Here is a 19550-nt window from a genome sequence, read left to right as displayed (position 1 = left end):
GTCTCCCGAACTTACTCTATTGGGCGCCGCCAGCGACCGGCAGCGTAAAAGTGAATATGGTACCGCCTTGCGGGTTGCCGCGGTGGGTCAATGTGCCGCCGTGGAACTCGATCGCGGTGCGGCAAATGTTGAGGCCCATGCCCATGCCTTCCGCCTTGGTCGAAAAGAAGGGCGAGAACAGGCGCTCGGCCACGTCCTGCGGAATGCCGTGGCCATGGTCGATGACCTGCACCACCACCATGCCCGCCTGCGGATCGTTCGCGGCCACCACGCGCAGCACGCGTTTCAGCGGCTGCACGTCGGCCATGGCCTCGATGCCGTTGCGCGTCAGGTTCAGCAGCACCTGTTCAATCAGCATGCGGTCGGCGCGCACCAGCGGCAGCGATTCCGGTATCTCGATTTGCAGCGAAACGTGGTGCTGGCGCGCCTGCAGCTCGATCAGCACCAGGATGGCGTCGAGCATGGATTGCAGCGCCACGTCCTGGCGCTCCGATTCGCGGTTCTTCACGAATTCGTGCACGCTGCGGATGATCTGGCCGGCGCGCTGGGCCTGGGCGCCGGCCTGTTCCAGCGCCGGCTTCAGCATGGCCGATTCGCCGCCGCGTGCAAGGATATTCAGGGCGCCCGTGGTATAGCTTGAAATGGCGGCCAGCGGCTGGTTCAGTTCATGCGCCAGCATGGAAGCGATTTCGCCCATGGTGGCCAGGCGGGCACTGGCCTGCAGCTTTTCCTGGTGCTGGCGGTTCAGGTCTTCCATGCGCTTGCGGTCGGAGATGTCGAGGATCGAGCCCATGAAGCCGGTGTGACGGCCCTCCTTGTCCACCAGCGGCGCTTCGAACACCAGAACCGGGATGCGGGTGCCGTCCGGACGCTGGAACAGGGTCTCAAATTCCGGCGTGACAGAGCCGGCCAGAACACTGGCCAGGCGGTGCTGGTACTCCTCCATGACGTCCGGCGCCCAGTAAGGCATGGGTGGCAGGCGGCCGATCAATTCTTCGGCCGGGTATCCCACCATCTGGCAGAAGGCGGGGTTGACGTAGGTGATGCGGCCCTCCAGGTCGCGCGCGCGCAGGCCGGTTACCAGGGAGTTTTCCATCGCGGTGCGGAAGCTCATTTGCTGCCGCAGTTCGCCTTCCGCAGCCAGGCGGCGCGAGATGTGGCCCCATAGTGCGAACAAGCTCCATAACAGGGCCAGCGAAAGGGCGATGACGGAGCCGACCAGCAGGTTGGGCAGCAGCTTCGGCTCGCTCTTTACGCTATCCGTCATCAGGATGATGGTGGCACCGGGCAGGTCGAGCGCGCGTTTGTGGGTGTAGACGCCGTGGCCGGGGCCGGCCGAACTGCGGCGCGCCAGTACCTTGTCGTCGCGGTCGAGCAGTGAAATCTGGTTGTCCTGGGCGAACCACCACGGCACCATTTCATCGAGCAGGCTACTGAGCTGGAAGGTCGCCACCAGGCTGCCCAGCCACTTGTCGCCGCGGTAGATCGGGAACAGCAGGTCCATTTTCAGCGCGCCAGGCTGGGCGTCTGCGCCGATCGGTTCCGGCTCGGCGTAGACCGGCGTGTGCGTGCGGCGGGCGTGGTCCTGCGCTGCCAGCGAAGCCGGGCCGAGCGTGGCGCTGCCGCTTGTGCTGGCCGCCGCCCCTTCGCTCGCCACCACAACGCGGCCCTCGGGGTCGACCTGGATCACGCTTTTCAGTTCGGCGCCATTTTTCAGCATGCGGCCCATGCGCTGCTGTACGTCGGCTGGTGCCGGGTGGCCGGTGGCAATTTCATTGGCCAGGCCGCGCAAGCTCTCTTCATGGCGCCCGAGCTGGAAGCGGATCGACTGTTCAACCCACAGCGTATCGGCGATCAACTGCTCCTGCCGCTCATTGCTTTCAAGCTGGCGCGCCTGCCAGGGCAGCCAGAACACGATGGCGACGAACAGCAGCACCAGTACCACCGGCAGCAGCCAGCGTATGGAAAAGGGCAGTGATATGCGTTTGAACATGCGCCGAGAGTATCGAATCCAGTTGCTGCTTGTATTGTGGGTTTCCACAGTTGTGTGCCACCATTCCGCTGAACACAATATAAAGTGAGAATAATAATGCACCAAAATCGCCGGGAGACCTTATGCATCTGAAGTCCCTCCTGGCCGCCTTCGGCGCGGCCGCACTCGTCACGTCGCAAGCGTTCGCGCAGGCACCCATCGTCATCAAATTCAGCCACGTTGTCGCGCCGGACACGCCCAAGGGACAGGCTGCGGAGCGCTTCAAACAGCTCGCGGAAAAAGCCACCGGTGGCCGCGTCAGGGTCCAGGTTTACCCGAACAGCCAACTGTATAAGGACAAGGAAGAACTGGAAGCGCTGCAACTGGGGGCGGTGCAGATGCTGGCGCCCTCGCTGGCCAAGTTCAGTCCCCTGGGCGTGAAGGAATTCGAGGTCTTCGACCTGCCCTACATCTTCCCCAACAAGACCGCGCTGTATAACGTGACCGAAGGCCCGATCGGCAAGTCGCTGCTGAAGAAACTCGAGACCAAGGGCATTACCGGCCTGGCGTACTGGGACAACGGCTTCAAGGTCATGTCGGCCAACCGCCAGCTGCGCGTGCCGGCCGACTTCAAGGGCCTGAAGCTGCGCATCCAGTCTTCCAAGGTGCTGGACATCCAGATGCGCGCGCTGGGTGCGGTTCCGCAATCGCTGGCCTTCTCCGAAGCCTATATGGCGCTGCAGACCGGCGTGGTGGACGGCACCGAGAACCCGCCGTCGAATATGTACACGCAAAAGATGCATGAGGTGCAGAAGCACTTGACCATTTCCAACCACGGCTACCTGGGCTATGCGGTGATCGTCAACAAGAAGTTCTGGGATGGCTTGCCGTCGGATATACGCGGCAAGCTGGAAGGCGCGATGAAGGAAGCCACCACTTACGAAAAAGCCATCGCCCAGCGCGACAACGATATGGCGCTGGAAGCGATCCGCAAGTCCGGCAAGACCCAGATCTACAACCTGAGCGCGCAGGAACAGGCCTGGTGGCGCAACGCCCTGCTGCCGGTGCAAAAGCAGATGGAAGAGCGCATCGGCAAGGACCTGATCCAGTCCATCAACCGCGAAACAGCAAAGTGAAATCCTGTCAAGTTGCTCAAAATAAATAACGATATTCGGAAAAAGATCGGTTAATATTGCGACGCCCCCGAACGGTGCGACTTGCACCATGATGGTTAAGGGCACAGGATTTAGTGGGGAGTGTAGAAGAAGACACGCGGCCAGCCCGTGGATACATTGAGGAGACACGCTGCCTGACAGTATGCTGTTGGCCGCCGCCACAAGCGGGGTTAGATGGCCGGGGTGGCGATAAAAAAGATTCAAGACGCACCTGAGGGTGCGTTTTTTTTTGCCCTATCCTGGCGCGCTGGTGTAGCATGATTGCCACAGTTTTATTGGAGTAAGCGTGACCGAAAAACAACAAGCTGGCAGGGATTTCAGCGCCATCGTCCATCTCCCGTTCGGCGCCATGGGCGTCGGCACGGCCGGCGCGGTCGTGACGGAAATGTTCTACCTGCCCGGTGGCACGCCGGAACAGGCGCCAAGCAATGCCCTGGCTGAAAAAGCCGTGCAGCAGCTGCTGGCCTATTGCGACGATGCCGACTATGTTTTCGACTTGCCGCTGGCAATGCGCGGCAGCGAATTCCAGCGCCGCGTGTGGCAATCGCTGCGCGAGATCCCGCGCGGCCAGGTGCGCACCTACGGCGAACTGGCCAAGCACCTCGATTCCGTGGCGCGCGCTGTGGGCCAGGCCTGCCGCAGCAATCCCTTCCCGCCGCTGGTGCCTTGCCACCGCGTGATGGGCGCCAACAGCCTGGGCGGCTTTGCCGGCAGCGACGACCAGAACGGCTTCACCCTTGGCGTAAAACGCTGGCTGCTGGCCCACGAAGGACATCAAGAGTATCAATGGCAGCAGGCAACCTTGCTCTGATCGACGAGTTCTGCGACAGCCTGTGGCTGGAGGACGGGCTGTCCAAGAACTCCCTCGATGCCTACCGGCGCGACCTGACTGCCTTTGCCCGATGGCTGGAGACGGCGCGCCCTTCGGTTGGCAGCCTGCACGCAGCCGGCACAGCCGACCTGCAAGCCTATTTCGCGGCACGCCATGAAGACACCAAGGCCAGCTCGGCCAACCGTCGCCTGTCGGCACTGAAGCGCTTCTACCAGCTCGCGCTGCGCCAGCGCCATATCGCAGAAGACCCCTGCCTGCGCATGGCTTCGGCCAAGCAGCCGCTGCGTTTCGTCCATACCCTGAGCGAAGGGCAGGTCGAGGCGCTGCTGGCCGCGCCCGACCTGCGTACGCCGCTCGGCATCCGCGACCGCACCATGCTGGAACTGATGTATGCCAGCGGCCTGCGGGTATCGGAACTGGTCGCCCTGAAGACGCTGGAGCTGAGCATGAACGATGGCGTGCTGCGCATTACCGGCAAGGGCGCCAAGACCCGCCTGGTACCGTTTGGCGAGCAGGCGCGCCTGTGGATCGAGCGCTACCTGCGCGAAGCGCGCGGCGTGATCCTCGATGGCCAGCAGGACGATGCACTCTTCATTACCGGCCGTGGTGGACCGATGACGCGGCAGATGTTCTGGGTGGTAGTAAAAAAGCATGCTTGCAAGGCCGGCATTAGCGCGCCCTTGTCGCCGCACACGCTGCGCCATGCGTTCGCCACCCATTTGCTGAACCATGGCGCCGACCTGCGCGTCGTGCAGTTGCTTTTAGGCCACTCCGACATTTCCACCACACAGATCTATACGCACGTTGCCCGCGAGCGTTTGAAGCAGATTCATGCGCTACATCATCCGCGCGGATAATTTCGTTTGCGCAGCGCAGTCAATCGGCCTAATGTAGGCTTTCAGGAGGTATTTCCATGGCAAAGACGAATTTCGCATTCGAGAAACGCCAGCGCGAGCTGGAGAAGAAACGCAAGGCCGAAGAAAAAGCACAGAAAAAGCTTGCATCCAAGAATCGGCCCGGCGACGAGCAGGATGCCGACGAAGCCGGCTACGAGAACGAAGAAACCGACACCACCAGTCCAGAATAGCCGAGCCCGTATCACACCTTGTGGTCATCACGGGGACGCCGAGTCCCCAAGTGGGACACGGGCTCTTCCGTTTGGGTCGCCGTCACGTCCCCGCTGAGGCAAGGACTGTTCAGGCGGAAACTGTTTACGCGGCTTCGGCGACATCCGGCTTTTCAGCCGCGTCGTCGTCGTGGTGGCCGCGGCGCAGCCAGCGCTTGGCGCGCTTGCCGAAGCTGTCGAGGTAGGTGTAGGCCACTGGTACTACCACCAGGGTCAGCAGGGTGGAGGTGATCACGCCGCCTATCACTGCACGGCCCATCGGCGCCTGCGTTTCCCCGCCTTCGCCGAGTCCAATCGCCATCGGCAGCATGCCGAAGATCATGGCCAGGGTCGTCATCAGGATAGGGCGCAGGCGAACCTGGCCGGCTGCCATGATGGCGTCGAACTGGCTCATGCCGTCGCGCTGGCCGTGGTTGGTGAAGTCCACCAGCAGGATCGCGTTCTTGGTTACCAGCCCCATCAGCATGATCACGCCGATCACGGAGAACACGTTGAGCGTGGAGCCGGTCGCCAGCAGCGCCACCAGCACGCCGATCAGCGACATCGGCAGCGATACCATGATCGCAATCGGCTGCAGGAAGCTGCCGAACTGCGAGGCCAGCACGATATAAATGAACACCACTGCAATGCCCAGCGCCGTCATGGCGCCATTCATGGTTTCGGCCATCTGCTGTGCATTGCCGGCCACGTCGAAGCGTACGCCGTCGGGCAGCGTCATCGAGTCCATCGCCTTCTTGACGTCGGCATCGACGTCGCCGGCCGGGCGGCCTTCGGTGCCGGCGTAGACCGCCACGCGGCGCTGCAGGGCCTGGCGTTTCAGCACTTGCGGGCTGAAGCCGGGCACGAAGTCCACTACCTGGCGCAGCGGCACCATCAGCGGATTGCCGTCCGGGCCGGTCTTGCTGGAGGTGAGCGAAAGGTCGGCCAGGTCGGCGATGCGCTGGCGGCCGGACTTCGGCAGCTGCACATTGACTTCATAGTTCTGGCCATCGGCCGCCAGCCAGTAGCTGGCCGTATCGCCTGCCACGAAGGGACGCATGGCGCTGCCGATCTGCTGCACGTTCAGCCCGAGGTCGCTGGCCAGTTCGTTGTTGATCTTGATCAGCGTGGAAGGGTTGGCGCCTTCCTGGCTGTATTCCAGGTCGGCGATGCCTTTGATCTTGCGCATCTTGGCCATCAGGGTCTGCGCGGTCTGCTCCAGCTTGGCTTCGTCGGTACCAAGGATGGCGATGAAGATCGGTTTCTGGCCGACCGACATGGTGATGCCGGGAATGCTTTCCAGCCTTTTACGGATCGCTCCTTCCAGTTTTTGCTGCGACTGGCGATGCGTGGTTTTGGCATCGCTCAGCTTCACGCGCATGAAGGACATGTGGCGGCCGCCCTGGTCGCCGACGTTGGCCAGCACTGCGTCGATCTCGGGGAATTCCTTGAGCGCCGCTTCCACCTGCTTCACCTTGGCGTCGTTGTATTCCAGGCTGGAGCCCACCGGCACCTTGAACTGCAGGAAAATCTGGCCCTGGTCGGTTTCGGGGAACATTTCGCCGCCGATCATCGGCACCAGCATCAGGCTGCCCACGAACAGGCCAAGCGCGGTGGCGAGCGTCAGCTTGCGCCATTTCAGCGCGAGGGCCAGCACTTTGCCATACAGCTTGTGCACCTTTTCCACGCCGTGTTCGACCTTTTCCATGATGCGGCCCAGCCACGGCAGGTATTTGAAGCGGTCCTTGACCGGGTCATGCCATACCGACGACAGCATCGGGTCCAGCGTGAAGGATACGAACAGCGACACCAGCACGGCCACGGTCACAGTCACGCCGAATTGCAGGAAGAAGCGGCCGATGATGCCTTCCATGAAGGCCACCGGCACGAACACGGCGACGATCGCAAAGGTGGTCGCCATCACGGCGATGCCGATTTCGTTGGTGCCGTCTTCCGCCGCCTTGCGGTGGTGCTTGCCGAAACCGAGGTGGCGCACGATGTTTTCACGCACCACGATGGCATCGTCGATCAGCAGGCCGATGCACAGCGACAGCGCCATCAGCGTCAGGAAGTTCAGCGTGAAGCCGAAAGCTTTCATGGCGATGAAGGAGGCCAGCACCGAGATCGGCAAGGTCAGGCCGGTGATGATGGTGGAGCGCCAGGAGTGCAGGAAGAAGAACACGATCACCATGGTCAGGATCGCGCCTTCGATGATGGTGCGTTTCACATTATCCAATTGCGCCTGCACGCGCTCGGACTGCGAATCCATGATCTTGATCTTGATATCTTCCGGCAGGGTCTTGCGCAGGTTTTCCGCCACTTTCAGGATGCCGTTGCCGACTTCCACCACGTTGGCGTCCTGCACCTTGGTGATATCCAGCGAAACGGCACGCTTGCCGTTGACGCGCGAGATCGATTGTTCTTCCGCTTCGCCGTCGATCACGTCGGCTACCTGGTCCAGGTAGACCGGGCCGTTGGCGCGGCGCGCCACGATGATCTTGTTGAACTCCGCCGCTTCTTTCAGCTTGCCTTCGACCCGCACCAGGGTTTCGGTGACGTCGGCAGTCAGGCGGCCGGCCGGCAGGTTGGCATTGGTGTTCTGGATGGCGCGCATCACTTCGTCCACGCCCACGCCTTGCGCACGCATGTCGGCAGGGCGCAGGCTGACCAGCATCTGGCGCTTGGTGGTGCCGAACACGCGCACCTGGCCCACGCCCGGCACGCCCTGGAAGCGCTTGGCCAGGATCTGGTCGGTCATGGTGGACAGTTCGCGCAGGCTGCGCTTGTCCGAGGTGAAGGACAGGCTGACAATCGGCTGGTCGTTCTCGCCTTCAGCGCGGGCAATGAAGGGTTCCTTCGCTTCGCGCGGGAATTTCGGGCGCACCAGCGCAATCTTGTCGCGCATGTCCTGCATCGCCTTGTCCATATTGGTGGACAGTTCGAATTCGACGTACACGCCAGCCTTGCCTTCCCACGAGTTGGCGCGAATGGTCTTGACGCCGGACACGGTGTTGACGATGTCCTCGATGGGGCGGGTGATGTCGTTCTCCACCGCCTCCGGCGAGGCGCCCGGGTACACGACCTCAATCGCCGCGAACGGGAAGGAGACGTTCGGCATGGATTCCACGCCGAGGCCCTTGTAAGAAAAAATGCCAAGCACCATCAGCGCCACCATCACCATGGTGGCAAAGACCGGCTGGCGGATCGAGATTTTAGTGATCCACATGGCGGCGCCCCTTAGCCTTTGGCCGCAGCCAGCATGGCCGGCTTGGCAGCGGGAGTGCTTACCGGCGTCGCCAGTTTCACCTTCGCACCCGGCTTCACGCCCTCCAGCTTGGAGATGATGACGTTGGCGCCCTTGTCCAGGCCTGCCGTAACTTCGGCCAGCCCCACATCTTCGCTGCGCAGGCCAAGGCTGACCGGCTGCGACACGACGATACCGTTCGATACCAGGTAGACCACCTGCTTGCCTGCTTCCTCGCGCAGTGCTGCCAGCGGCACCATCGGCGCTTCCTTGGTGCGTTCGGTGGTGATATTCCCTTTGGCGAACATGCCGCCGCGCAGTACGCTGTCGGCATTCGGCACCGAGATATACACCAGCATCGCGCGCGAGCCGGCCTCGGTGGTCGGGTTGATGCGCGCCACTTTGCCGCTGAATTCGCGTTTGGCGAAACCGTCGACGCGGAAGCTGACTTCCTGGCCGATCTTGACGCGCGGGATATCGGTGGTGGGCACTTGCGCCTCCAGCGTCAGTTCTTGCAGGCCGACGATGGTGTAGACAGGCATGTCAGGCGCGACTTTATCGCCCGCCTGAACATGACGTTTGGCGATGATGCCGCTGATCGGGGCGCGGATCACGCTGTCGTTCAGCGCGATGCGGGCCAGCTCGACCACGGCGGAAGCGGATTTGACGTTGGCATGCGCCAGCTCGACGGCATTGGCGGTGGTATCGAAGCTGGTCTGCGAGATGAATTTTTGCGACAGCAGCGCTTTTGCGTTGTATTCGTTTTTCTGGGCCATGGACAGCTTGGCCTGGGCTTCTTCCAGCATGGCTTGCTGCTGGGCCAGCCGCGCTTTCAGGTCGGCCTGGTCGAGGCGGGCCAGCACCTGGCCTTCCTGCACGGATACGCCTTCGCGCAGCGCAGCTTCCTGTACCTGCCCCGATACTTTCGACTTGATGGTGGCCTGGTTGACCGGGATTAGCGAACCCGACAGTGGAAGGCCGACCGACAAGGGCCGCGCATCAATGGCGGCAACGTCGGCGCCGGCCAGTTCGAGGACGGGCGCCGGTTTGGCGGCCCCGGCCTTGGGGTCCCCGGCCGGCTTGGCCTGCGATTTCATGACGGTCCAGCCGCCACCCGCCAGGCCCAGCACAAGCAGGCCGATCAGGGGAAGGCGCCAGCGTTTGGGGGACTTCAGGTGCACGGGTTGTGGGCTCATTATTATCTCTTCGTCAAAATTGTCCGCTGGCGCGGGTTGCGATGGTGTCACTGTAGGTTTTAACAAGTCCAGCGGCCACGGGAATGCGATAAAGCGCAAAATCGGCGACCTGAAATGCAAAAAGTGAGGGAGGAGCCGCACCTTTGATGGATCGCAAACGGGCGCCGCACAACGTGGCAACAATGGAGCTATGAGTACTCCTTCGCCTGCCGCGCCCGCCACGCCTGCGCATGCCGCGCTCGACCTGATCGCACGCATGGTGGCCGCGCTCGAGCTGACGCCATTGATGGCGGTATGCAGCTTCGGCCGTGATGGCGTAGTGCAATTCTGTAACCAGGCCTGTGCCGACATGCTGGGCATCGAAGCCTGCGAGGCGGTCGGCAAGCGTATGGCTGAGTTACGTTCGCATGGTGCACGGCAGGCGGAACACGATGCGCTGCTGGAAGAAATATGGCGCAACGGCCACTCCAGCCCGGCCGGCGACTGGCAGGTGCGTACTGGCGACGGCCGCGAGCTCTGGTTGTATTCGACCCATATCCCGGTCTGGCATGAGGGGCAACTGGCGCAGATCTTTTGCATGGAAGTCGACATCACGCAGCGGCACCGCGATTTCGATGCCTTGCAGGCGGCAGGCGAAAATTTCCACCATTTGTTCGAGCGCTCCAGCGACGCCATCCTGCTGCTACGCGACGGCGTGGTGGAAGAAGCCAACCCGGCGGCGGTCAGCCTGTTCAAGTGCGACGGGGCCGAGCGGCTGGTCGGGCGCGGCCTGCATGAGTTTTCGCCGATGCAGCAGCCGTCCGGCGTGCTGTCGGCCGAGGCCGAGGAGAGCATGGCTGCCGAGGCGCGACATGCGGGCAACGCACACGGTGAGTGGCACTATGTCGATTGCGAAGGCGGACTGTTCTGGGCCGAAGTACTGCTGACCGCGCTTTCCCTTGATGGCAGCAAGCTGTATTACGCGGTAGTGCGCGATATCTCTGAGCGCAAGCGGGCCGAGCGCAAGCTGCACCTGGCGGCCCAGGTTTTCGAGAACAGCCGGGATGCCATCGTGCTGACCGACCGCAGCCGGCGCGTGATTGCCCTTAACCGCGCCTTTACCGTGATTACCGGATTCGGGCCGCAGGACATGCTGGGCAAGCCGGTCAGCCTGTTCCGCTCTGGTGTGCACGACGAATCGTTCTATCGCGAAGTGTGGGCGCAGGTCGAGGCCGGCGACCACTGGGAAGGCGAGTTGTGGGGGCGGCGGCACGACGGCGGGCTATTCCCGTGCTGGACCAGTATCAGTTCGATACGCGACAGTGCAGGCCGCGTCAGCAACTATATGGGCATCGTGACCGATATCACCGAGCGCAAGAAATCCGAAGAACATACACGCCACCTGGCCGAACACGACTTCCTGACCGACTTGCCTAACAGGGTGCTGCTGCTGGACCGTTTGCGCCTGGCGCTGGCGGCGGCGCGCCGCAACCAGGCTTTGCTGGCGGTGCTGTTCGTTGACCTGGACCGGTTCAAGGTGGTCAACGACACGCTGGGGCATTCCGTGGGCGACCGCCTGCTGAAGGAAGTCGCCAGCCGGCTGGTGCATTGCGTGCGCGAGGCCGATACGGTGAGCCGGCAGGGCGGCGATGAATTCATCATCGTGCTGTCGGATGTGGCGGGTGCGCAGGGAGCTGCGCATGCCGCGGACTCTGTGCTACGCGCGCTGGAGCAGGAGTTCGTGTTCGGCGAACACATTGCCCATATTTCCGGCTCAATCGGGATCGCCATGTTCCCGGCCGATGGCGAGGAGATTGACACCCTGCTCAAGAATGCCGACATCGCCATGTACCACGCCAAGCAGGAGGGCCGCAACGGCTACCGCTTTTTCAGCGGCGAGATGAATGCGCGCATCGTCGAGCGCTCGGGGCTGGAGCAGGGCTTGCGGCGCGCATTGGCCGAGCTGCAGTTTGAGCTGGTGTTTGAGCCCGAGGTCGATATCCCCAGCGGCGCGGTGGTGGGAATGGAGGCGCTGCTGCGCTGGCGCCATCCCGAGCTGGGTGTGCTGCTGCCGGAGCGCTTTATCGATGTCGCCACGGAGGCGGGCTTGATGGTGGCCGTCGGCAATTGGGTGCTGCAGGAGGCCTGCCGCCAAGCACGCGGCTGGCAGGATGAGAGCCGCGAGCTGGTGGTGTCGGTCAACCTGGCGCCGGTGCAGTTTGTGCATAAAGACTTGCTCGATTGCGTAGCAAAGGCCTTGCGCTCGGCCGGATTGCCGCCGCGCCTGCTGGAACTGCAGCTCACTGAGGCGATGCTGATGCAAGGCGGCACGCAGACTGAAACCATACTGGGGAAATTGCGCGGCCTTGGAGTCCGGCTGTCGATCGACGACTTCGGCACCGGCTACTCGCGGCTGGGACAGTTGAAGGACAGCCCGATCGACAAGCTCAAGATCGCCCAATCCTTCTTCGAGCGGGGTACCGACGCCACCGCCATTCGCACCATCATCGCCATGGCGCGTAGCCTGGACATGACCGTTATTGCCGAGGGCGTCGAAACAGAAGCCCAGCTCCAGCTCTTGCGCGAGCTTGGCTGCGACCAATACCAGGGCCATCTGGCAAGCGCCGCTGACCCCGGTTAGAAAAAGTGGTGGTCACAAACTGTGACCGCCTAGCGCAGCCGCAGCCGCACCAGCACCTGGCCGTGGTCGGAAACTTCGGGACGCTCCTGGCGCAAGTGGTCGTTGAAGTAGCTGACATCCAGCACTTCGCCGATGGCGCGCGGCGAGGCCGGATTGAATTCTTCCGATACCAGCACGTGGTCGATGGTGGAGTAGTGGCCTTCATGGATGCTGGTGTAGGCCACATGCCGCAAATGGTCTTGCCGCTGCTGGATCTGGTTGGCGTCGTACATGCGGCCGCGCCGCTCGTCGCCAGGCATCATGCCGCCACCGTTGCCAAGCACGATGGTGGTGGTCACCGCGTCGGCCGTATCGTTGAAATCCCCCAGTACGATGCAAGGCCGGCGCGATTCGCGCATCATCTTGCTTAACAGGACCCGCAGCGCCACGGCTTCGGTCCCGCGCCATACCAGCGAACGCAGGCTGGCCATGGCCAGGTGCAGCGGGTCTTCCGAGGTATCGCCACTACGGTAATCGGGGCGGCGCGATTTCAAGTGCACCACGATGACATCCACCACCACTTCGTTGGGCAGCACAATCTGCGCGTGCAGCGGCGCCCGTGCGAAACGGTCCGACTCCGGCAAGCCCGATTCGGCCGGCACGCCCTCGGGGAAATTGGCGTAGACTTCCGGCGCCACGGCCAACGGCAGGCGCGACACCAGCGCCACATTGGGCGTCAGGCGGGAAGCGTGGGGATCGGGGTCGAAGCCGACATGCAGCGCATCGCGGTATTTGCGGGTGCGCGAGAGCACATCGCGCAAGGCTGCCTGGGAGAAGATTTCCTGGAAACCGATCACGTCGGCATCGAGATGGTCCAGTTGCTGTGCGGTCCATTCCGCCTTGGCCTCGTACTCCTGCTCCGTCAACGGCAGCAGGTTGTCGTACAGTTTCGCCCCTGGCGGAGCAAGGTTGCAGACATTGAAGGTGGCAAAGCGAATTTCTTGCTGCATAATGAGAAACTCCTCTCTTGGCACTAGCGTATCACGGCATGGCAAAAAAAGAGCACATTTCCGAAACTCCGGCGACGGCCTTACTGCGTAAGCATAAAGTCGCTTTTTCCGAGCATCCTTATGAGTACGAAGAACATGGCGGCACCTCCGTTTCTTCGCGCGAACTTGGCGTCGACGAACACGCCGTGGTGAAGACCCTGGTCATGCAGGACGAGGCGGCTAAGCCGCTGATCGTGCTGATGCACGGCGACTGCAAAGTCTCAACCAAAAACCTGGCGCGCAATATCGGCTGCAAAGCCGTCGAACCTTGCAAGCCGGAGGTGGCGCAGCGCCATTCCGGCTATATGGTGGGCGGCACGTCGCCGTTCGGCACCAGGAAGGCGATGCCGGTCTACGTTGAAGAGAGCATCCTCGGGCTGGAAACGATTTATATCAATGGCGGGCGCCGTGGCTTCCTGATTGGTATTAAACCAACAGTACTGACGGAAGTGCTGGCAGCCAGGCCAGTGCAATGCGCCTTGGCTGATTGATAAGATCAGCTGGCCGCCGTGCCGCCCGCGCTGGACGGTATGGTGTATAGTCGCTGCCGCATATAAAAACAACGAATCCTGGGGATTTATGATTACTTTGCTTCTGATTATTGCCGCTTACCTGATCGGCTCGATTTCTTTCGCCGTGGTGGTGAGCAAGTTCTACGGGCTTGACGACCCGCGCACCTATGGTTCCGGCAATCCCGGCGCCACCAACGTGCTGCGCAGCGGTAACAAGGGCGCGGCAATCTGGACCCTGATCGGCGATGCCTTCAAGGGTTGGCTGGCAGTCTTCCTGGTGGACCACTTCCAGCAGCAACTGGGCCTGGGCAGCCAGGCCGACCAGGCCATCGCCCTGGTGGCGATAGCCGTATTCGTTGGCCACCTGTGGCCGGTATTTTTCAAATTCGTCGGCGGCAAGGGCGTGGCGACCGCGCTGGGCGTGCTGCTGGCCCTGAATGTTTGGCTGGGCCTGGCAACGCTGGCGACCTGGCTGGTGGTGGCTTACGCTTTCCGCTATTCCTCGCTGGCAGCCCTGATCGCCTCCGTTTTTGCGCCGTTCTACTATGGCCTGCTGTTTGGCGCCGAGCCGCAGCTGGCTGCCGTGTTGGCAATGAGTGGTTTGCTGGTTTGGCGCCATGCCAAAAATATTGCTAACCTTATTGCTGGCAAAGAAAGCCGTATCGGCAGCAAAGCCAAGAAAAAGGCCTAGATAACCATGACTACTACCCCGATCCGCATCGACTTCGTCTCCGACGTTTCCTGTCCCTGGTGTGCGATCGGGCTGAACAGCCTGGAAGTGGCGCTGGGCCGGCTTGGCGACGGCGTGCAGGCACAGATCCATTTCCAACCCTTCGAGCTGAACCCGCACATGGTTCCGGAAGGGCAGGACATCACCGAGCACCTGCGCCAGAAATACGGCGCCAGCCCCGCCCAGCAAGAGCAAACCCGTGAAATGATCCGCCAGCGCGGCGCCGACGTCGGTTTCGACTTCGGCGTAGGTATGCGTAGCCGTATTTACAACACTTTTGATGCCCACCGCCTGCTGCATTGGGCTGGCGAGCAGGGCAGGCAGAAGGAACTGAAAAAGGCGCTGTTCGACGCCTATTTCACGCGCGGCCAGGACCCAAGCTCGCGCACCCTGCTGGTGCAGGTAGCCGGCAAGGTCGGCTTGGACGAGGCGGAAGCGGTGCAGGTATTGTCTTCTGGCCGCTATGCCCAGGAAGTGCGCGATATGGAGCACTTCTACCACCGCAACGGCATCCAATCGGTGCCAGCCGTTATCATCGACGAAAAACACCTCATTTCTGGTGGGCAACCACCTGAAGCGTTCGAGCGTGCGCTGCGGCAAATCATGGCGTCCAAATAGACTGTTATCTTGCTAACAACCTTGTTACACTTGGTATCGTAACAAGGGAGAAAGCATTGTCTGCCGCAGAAAAGATCATAAGGGCCCTGTACCCGAGGCAGTCGGACGACCACAACCGCCTGGCTGCGCTGTACCGCTACGACGCCCTGAACGCGCCCGCTGGCGAAGATTTCACCTTCCTGACCGAGCTTGCCGCCAGGGTTTGCGACGTTCCCTACGCCTTCATCACGCTGCTCGATGCGGAACGCGCCTTCGTCAAGTCTTTCGCCGGGCTGGCGCTGGGCGCCATGCCGCGCAGCCAGTGCTACTGCTCGCTGGCGGTGCTGGGCGGCGAGACCAGCGAGATCTGCGACCTGAGCAAGGATGCCCGTACGGCAGGCCTGCCGCTGACCATCGAAGCTCCTTTCATGCGCATGTACAGCAGCGTGCCGCTGGCGACCAGCGACGGCTACGCGATCGGCACCCTGAGCGTGATGGACAGCAAACCCGGCTGCCTGTCGACATCCCAGCGCGACCTATTGCGCAAGCTGGCGCGCCAGGTGATGGCCCTGTTCGAACTACGCGCCAATGAGCGGGCGCTCAAAACCTCGATGGATGAGCTGGAAACCCTGGCCACCACCGATGAGCTGACCGGGCTGCACAACCGCCGCTCGCTAATGAACCGGCTGAGCTTTGAAGTCGCCCGCACACGCCGCTTCCGCACCCCCTTATCGGCGGTAATGGTAGACGTCGACCACATCAAGAACGTTAACGATGAGTTCGGTCACCAGGCCGGCGACGAAGTGCTGGCCGTCATCGGGCGGCTGGTGCGCGAAAACGTGCGGGTAATCGATGTGGCTGGACGCTACGGCGGCGAAGAATTGTGTATCCTGTTGCCGAACACGCCGCTCGAAGGAGCGCGCAAGTTCGCAGAGACGTTGCGGTCGCGGATTGAAGCCCAGGTGCACAGCGCCGGGGCACGCACGGTAACGGTGACGGCCAGCCTTGGCGTCGGCTCCTTCAATCACATGGATATTGATGATGCCGAGATGCTGCTGAAGCAGGCTGAAGCCGCGCTGTACCGTGCCAAAGCCAATGGCCGCAACCGTGTAGAAGGTTGAACAGGACAGGAGTTTGCATGCCGAAGGCAATTTGGAATGGCGCCGTGATTGCGGAAGCCGATAGCAGCGAAGTCGAGATCGTCGAGCACAATATCTATTTCCCGCCATCGCGGGTCAGGCAGGACTATCTCCAGCCGAGCGAGCACACCACGCTGTGCCCGTGGAAAGGCGTGGCCAGCTACTACAACGTGGTGGTGGACGGCAAGGTGAATGCCAACGCCGCCTGGTACTACCCAACGCCGAAGGAAGCGGCCAACAACATCAAGGACCGCATCGCCTTCTGGCACGGCGTCGAGGTCCAGCATTAATGGTTGAAAGTCGGGGTCAGCTCCGGCAATCGGACATTCGCTACACGAATGTCCGATTGCCGGAGCTGACCCCGACTTTCATTTAGGTATGGATAACATCACTCATTCCGTTGTCGGCCTCGGTGTCGGCGAATTGATCCAGCGCTCACTGCCCGTGGAGGCTGAGCCGGCGCGGCATAAGACGCGCCATCGCTTGCTGCTGACAGCCTGCGCGCTTGCCAGCAATTTCCCCGACCTTGACCTGTTTTTCACCCGGCTGGCGCCGGCGCCGCTGGGCTATTTGCTGCACCACCGGGGACATACGCACACTTTGCTGTACCTGCTGCCGCAGGCATTGCTGCTGTTCGCCCTGTTGTGGACCTTGTGGCCGAATGCGCGGGCGTTGCTGCGGGAGAGCCGCGCCGCACGGCGTGGGCTTTTGCTGGCGCTGGCGGCGGGTTTCCTGCTGCACCTCGGCATGGACTTCATGAACAACTACGGCGTCCATCCGTTCTATCCGTTCAGCGGAACCTGGTATTTCGGCGATATGGTCTACATCATCGAGCCGGTGTTCTGGGTCGCCTTCGGGGTGCCGCTGGCGATGGCGGCGCCTTCGCGGCGGATGCGCATGGTGCTGCTGGCGGTGCTGCCGGTAGTGCTGCTGTATGTGACGATGCATGGCTACCTTGGCTGGGCTTCGTTCGCGGCGCTGGTGGCGCTGGGCGGGGCGGTGGCGGCGCTGCGCTTCATGCATATGCACAGCCGGCGCGCACTCCTGCTGGCGCTTGGCGTGGCGCTGGCGTTTGTCGGCGTCCAGGCGTCGGCGTCGTTCAAGGCGCGCCAGGCGGTGACGGCGGCGCTGGTGCTGCAAGACCCGCAGGCGCGCGTGCTGGATGTGGCGCTGACTGCTTTCCCGTCGCAACCATTGTGCTGGAGCTTCACTTCGATTGAATCGGACGGGAAAGCTTATCAGCTGCGGCGTGGGCATCTGAGTCTTGCGCCTTCGCTGCTGCCGCCGCGCGCATGCCCTGCGGCGCTGACGGCCGACGCGGCGCAGGAAATGGCCGGTACCGTGCCGGGGGTGCTGGTTTCCGGCTCGTGGCAAGGCGATGTGGCTGCCTTGCGTGCGCGTGCGGCCGCCGATTGCCAGCTTGCGGCCTGGCTGCGCTTCGCGCGCATGCCGGCGGTGGATGCGGCGCAGGCCAGCGACCTGCGTTTCGCCACCACGCCGCGCGGCAACTTCACCACGCTGCTGCTGGCAGCGCAGCCGGAATGCCCGTTCGGCGTGCCGGCCTGGGGCATGCCGCGCTCTGATTTGCTGGGAAGCGTGCAATGAAGACCTACGACCCGCACCAGCGCTTCGGCCGGCCGCAAGGCGGCTGGCGCGAAAAGCTGTATGCCGTGATCTTCGAGTCCGATACGCGGGCCGGCATGATCTTCGACCTGGCGCTGATCGGCGCCATCCTGCTTAGCGTGACGACGGTGGTGCTGGCCAGCGTGTCAGGGGTGGCGCGCGACTATGGCGATTGGCTGTTCGCGGCAGAGTGGTTCTTTACCGCGCTGTTTACTATCGAATACGCCTGCCGCCTGCTGTGCGTGCGGCACCCGCTGCGCTACGCACGCAGCTTCTTCGGCATGATCGATTTGCTGGCGGTACTGCCAAGCTATATGTCGCTGATCCTGCCGGGAGCGCATGTGCTGCTCAATGTGCGGATCCTGCGCTTGCTGCGCATGTTCCGTATCCTCAAGCTCACGCTCTACATCGAGGAATATGGGATGCTGGGCCGTGCCTTGCTGGCCAGCCGGCGCAAGATCCTGATCTTCCTGTCGGTGGTGTTCATGATCGTGTTCCTGCTGGGGACCGTCATGTACGTGGTGGAAGGGCCGGCGCATGGTTTCACCAGCATCCCGACTTCCGTCTACTGGGCGATTTCCGCCGTGACCACGGTGGGCTTTGGCGACCTGGTGCCGAAGACGGACCTGGGGCGTGCCATCGCTTCGGTCATGATGCTGCTTGGGTGGGGCATTCTCGCGGTTCCGACCGGTATCATCAGCGCGGAAATCAGCCAGCAGCGCCGTTCGAACCGTACTTGCGCCGGCTGCCTGGCCGCGGACCATGAGCAGTCGGCGCGTTTCTGCAAGAGCTGCGGGAGCCGGTTCCCCGCGATTTAAGCGGCCTGCTTGACCGGTTGCTCGAAGTCGGTCGACAGCGCCAGCTCCTTCCATTGCGCCAGCTCCTGCTCCACCTGCCGGTGTTTGGCGTAGGCGCGGGCAACGGCGTCGCTGCCCAGCTGCAGGCGCAGTGGCGGCTGCTCGGCATCGGCCAGTTTCAGCACGGCTTGCGACAGCCTGGCCGGATCGCCGGGCTGGGCATGATTGGCGCCGGCGGCGAAGGTGCGCATGGCGCCGACCGTGTCCTGGTATTCTTCAATGCGAACCGCAGTCTCGACCAGCGACGTGGCGTCGAGGAAGTCGGTGCGGAAGAAGCCCGGCTCCACGACAGTGACGTGCACGCCCAGCGGGGCCAGTTCCTGCGTCATCGCTTCGCTCAAGCCTTCCACCGCAAATTTGGTGGAGCCGTAGACGCCCCAGCCGTAATAAGCCTGGTAGCCGCCCAGCGAAGAAATATTGAGCACACGGCCGCTGCGCTGCTGGCGCATGACCGGCAGCACGGCGCGGCTCACGTTCAGCAGGCCAAAGACGTTGGTCTCGTAGTTGCGGCGCACTTCTTCAGCCGAAGTCTCTTCAACGGCGCCGAGGATGCCGTAGCCGGCATTATTCACCAGCACGTCGATGCGGCCGAAGCGTTCGATTGCGGCCTGGGTGGCGACGACGGCAGCGGCTTCCTTGGTGACGTCCAGCTGCACCGGCAGCAGCTTGGGATGAACGCCCAGGGCGTCGACGATCGCTTGCGGGTTGCGGGCTGCAGCTACGACGGAATCGCCACGCTCCAGGGCGTCGCGGGCAATCAGCAGGCCGAAGCCGCGGGAGGCACCAGTGATGAACCAGACTTTGTTTGCCATGATATTGCTCCTTCAATCGGGTGGGTTGGTGAAGGGAATATTAGGCCTCGGGAAGCTGCTACACTAGATACGGTAAAGGTGATTGATCTTCAACCAGTAGTTGTGAAT

At 62.5% G+C, this 19550-nt stretch carries 17 protein-coding genes; 12 read left to right on the top strand and 5 right to left on the bottom strand.

Going from position 1 to position 19550, the window contains the following annotated elements:
• Positions 1–16 precede the first annotated feature (16 nt).
• A complete protein-coding gene (locus tag ASE26_RS24175; RefSeq protein ID WP_057247085.1) occupies positions 17–1993 on the bottom strand; it encodes a PAS domain S-box protein in 1977 nt (658 codons plus the stop codon).
• A gap of 122 nt (positions 1994–2115) precedes the next feature.
• On the opposite strand from ASE26_RS24175, the gene ASE26_RS24170 reads away from it, so the two are divergent.
• The 4 genes from ASE26_RS24170 to ASE26_RS31255 all read left to right on the top strand — a co-directional run bounded on the left by ASE26_RS24170 (position 2116) and on the right by ASE26_RS31255 (position 5066).
• On the top strand, positions 2116–3108 hold the full coding sequence (locus tag ASE26_RS24170) for a TRAP transporter substrate-binding protein (protein WP_057247084.1): 993 nt from the start codon (positions 2116–2118) through the stop codon (positions 3106–3108).
• A gap of 325 nt (positions 3109–3433) precedes the next feature.
• A complete protein-coding gene (locus ASE26_RS24165; protein ID WP_229207119.1) occupies positions 3434–3958 on the top strand; it encodes a methylated-DNA--[protein]-cysteine S-methyltransferase in 525 nt (174 codons plus the stop codon).
• Positions 3934–4836 (top strand): site-specific tyrosine recombinase XerD, encoded by a 903-nt coding sequence (gene xerD, locus ASE26_RS24160; RefSeq protein ID WP_055929562.1) that lies wholly within the window; start codon positions 3934–3936, stop codon positions 4834–4836. The genes ASE26_RS24165 and xerD overlap by 25 nt, the downstream gene beginning before the upstream one ends.
• 56 nt (positions 4837–4892) lie before the next feature.
• Positions 4893–5066, top strand: a complete 174-nt coding sequence (locus tag ASE26_RS31255) for a hypothetical protein (RefSeq protein WP_200953789.1) — start codon at positions 4893–4895, stop codon at positions 5064–5066.
• A gap of 124 nt (positions 5067–5190) precedes the next feature.
• Here the strand turns inward: ASE26_RS31255 and ASE26_RS24155 are convergent, their stop codons facing one another.
• Both ASE26_RS24155 and ASE26_RS24150 read right to left on the bottom strand, forming a co-directional pair.
• Complete coding sequence (locus ASE26_RS24155) at positions 5191–8310, bottom strand: efflux RND transporter permease subunit (protein WP_055929565.1); 3120 nt, start codon at positions 8308–8310, stop codon at positions 5191–5193.
• Positions 8311–8321: 11 nt separating this feature from the next.
• Positions 8322–9524, bottom strand: coding sequence for an efflux RND transporter periplasmic adaptor subunit (locus tag ASE26_RS24150; protein ID WP_055929569.1), 1203 nt, complete (start codon positions 9522–9524; stop codon positions 8322–8324).
• Between the two features lie 190 nt (positions 9525–9714).
• Between ASE26_RS24150 and ASE26_RS24145 the strand changes: the two genes are divergently transcribed.
• Positions 9715–12144: a bifunctional diguanylate cyclase/phosphodiesterase gene (locus tag ASE26_RS24145; protein WP_055929572.1), complete on the top strand. Its 2430-nt coding sequence runs from the start codon at positions 9715–9717 to the stop codon at positions 12142–12144.
• A 29-nt stretch (positions 12145–12173) separates the two neighbouring features.
• On the opposite strand, the gene ASE26_RS24140 is transcribed toward ASE26_RS24145, so the two are convergent.
• Entirely contained in the window at positions 12174–13133 is a 960-nt protein-coding gene (locus tag ASE26_RS24140) for an endonuclease/exonuclease/phosphatase family protein (protein WP_055929575.1), read from the bottom strand.
• A 38-nt stretch (positions 13134–13171) separates the two neighbouring features.
• Between ASE26_RS24140 and ybaK the strand changes: the two genes are divergently transcribed.
• The 7 genes from ybaK (at position 13172) to ASE26_RS24105 (ending at position 18591) form a co-directional block, all read left to right on the top strand.
• Positions 13172–13663, top strand: coding sequence for a Cys-tRNA(Pro) deacylase (gene ybaK, locus ASE26_RS24135; protein WP_055929578.1), 492 nt, complete (start codon positions 13172–13174; stop codon positions 13661–13663).
• 88 nt (positions 13664–13751) lie between these two features.
• Positions 13752–14375: a glycerol-3-phosphate 1-O-acyltransferase PlsY gene (gene plsY, locus ASE26_RS24130; protein WP_055929581.1), complete on the top strand. Its 624-nt coding sequence runs from the start codon at positions 13752–13754 to the stop codon at positions 14373–14375.
• Positions 14376–14381: 6 nt separating this feature from the next.
• Entirely contained in the window at positions 14382–15032 is a 651-nt protein-coding gene (locus ASE26_RS24125) for a DsbA family oxidoreductase (RefSeq protein ID WP_055929584.1), read from the top strand.
• A 56-nt stretch (positions 15033–15088) separates the two neighbouring features.
• The gene (locus tag ASE26_RS24120) at positions 15089–16132 is read left to right on the top strand and encodes a sensor domain-containing diguanylate cyclase (RefSeq protein WP_057247083.1); all 1044 of its coding nucleotides are present in this window, start codon (positions 15089–15091) and stop codon (positions 16130–16132) included.
• A gap of 17 nt (positions 16133–16149) precedes the next feature.
• Positions 16150–16440: a DUF427 domain-containing protein gene (locus ASE26_RS24115; protein WP_057247082.1), complete on the top strand. Its 291-nt coding sequence runs from the start codon at positions 16150–16152 to the stop codon at positions 16438–16440.
• 88 nt (positions 16441–16528) lie between these two features.
• On the top strand, positions 16529–17755 hold the full coding sequence (locus ASE26_RS24110; protein ID WP_057247081.1) for a metal-dependent hydrolase: 1227 nt from the start codon (positions 16529–16531) through the stop codon (positions 17753–17755).
• Positions 17752–18591 (top strand): ion transporter, encoded by an 840-nt coding sequence (locus tag ASE26_RS24105; RefSeq protein WP_055929595.1) that lies wholly within the window; start codon positions 17752–17754, stop codon positions 18589–18591. Before ASE26_RS24110 ends, ASE26_RS24105 begins: the two co-directional genes overlap by 4 nt.
• Here ASE26_RS24105 and ASE26_RS24100 read toward each other — a convergent pair.
• A complete protein-coding gene (locus ASE26_RS24100) occupies positions 18588–19442 on the bottom strand; it encodes an oxidoreductase (protein WP_057247080.1) in 855 nt (284 codons plus the stop codon). The two genes, ASE26_RS24105 and ASE26_RS24100, sit on opposite strands and share 4 nt — an antisense overlap.
• Between the last annotated feature and the right edge of the window lie 108 nt (positions 19443–19550).

The sequence above is a fragment of the Duganella sp. Root198D2 genome (genome assembly GCF_001428585.1).
GTDB lineage: Bacteria > Pseudomonadota > Gammaproteobacteria > Burkholderiales > Burkholderiaceae_D > Rugamonas.
This window is presented reverse-complemented; position numbering and strand designations above follow the sequence as displayed.

What these genes read in the sequence shown, in the direction of transcription:
- ASE26_RS24175 (WP_057247085.1), bottom strand. Translation starts at nt 1,993, where the DNA reads ATGTTCAAACGCATATCACTGCCCTTTTCCATACGCTGGCTGCTGCCG.
- ASE26_RS24170 (WP_057247084.1), top strand. Translation starts at nt 2,116, where the DNA reads ATGCATCTGAAGTCCCTCCTGGCCGCCTTCGGCGCGGCCGCACTCGTC.
- xerD (WP_055929562.1), top strand. Translation starts at nt 3,934, where the DNA reads ATGGCAGCAGGCAACCTTGCTCTGATCGACGAGTTCTGCGACAGCCTG.
- ASE26_RS31255 (WP_200953789.1), top strand. Translation starts at nt 4,893, where the DNA reads ATGGCAAAGACGAATTTCGCATTCGAGAAACGCCAGCGCGAGCTGGAG.
- ASE26_RS24155 (WP_055929565.1), bottom strand. Translation starts at nt 8,310, where the DNA reads ATGTGGATCACTAAAATCTCGATCCGCCAGCCGGTCTTTGCCACCATG.
- ASE26_RS24150 (WP_055929569.1), bottom strand. Translation starts at nt 9,524, where the DNA reads ATGAGCCCACAACCCGTGCACCTGAAGTCCCCCAAACGCTGGCGCCTT.
- ASE26_RS24145 (WP_055929572.1), top strand. Translation starts at nt 9,715, where the DNA reads ATGAGTACTCCTTCGCCTGCCGCGCCCGCCACGCCTGCGCATGCCGCG.
- ASE26_RS24140 (WP_055929575.1), bottom strand. Translation starts at nt 13,133, where the DNA reads ATGCAGCAAGAAATTCGCTTTGCCACCTTCAATGTCTGCAACCTTGCT.
- ybaK (WP_055929578.1), top strand. Translation starts at nt 13,172, where the DNA reads ATGGCAAAAAAAGAGCACATTTCCGAAACTCCGGCGACGGCCTTACTG.
- plsY (WP_055929581.1), top strand. Translation starts at nt 13,752, where the DNA reads ATGATTACTTTGCTTCTGATTATTGCCGCTTACCTGATCGGCTCGATT.
- ASE26_RS24125 (WP_055929584.1), top strand. Translation starts at nt 14,382, where the DNA reads ATGACTACTACCCCGATCCGCATCGACTTCGTCTCCGACGTTTCCTGT.
- ASE26_RS24115 (WP_057247082.1), top strand. Translation starts at nt 16,150, where the DNA reads ATGCCGAAGGCAATTTGGAATGGCGCCGTGATTGCGGAAGCCGATAGC.
- ASE26_RS24110 (WP_057247081.1), top strand. Translation starts at nt 16,529, where the DNA reads ATGGATAACATCACTCATTCCGTTGTCGGCCTCGGTGTCGGCGAATTG.
- ASE26_RS24105 (WP_055929595.1), top strand. Translation starts at nt 17,752, where the DNA reads ATGAAGACCTACGACCCGCACCAGCGCTTCGGCCGGCCGCAAGGCGGC.
- ASE26_RS24100 (WP_057247080.1), bottom strand. Translation starts at nt 19,442, where the DNA reads ATGGCAAACAAAGTCTGGTTCATCACTGGTGCCTCCCGCGGCTTCGGC.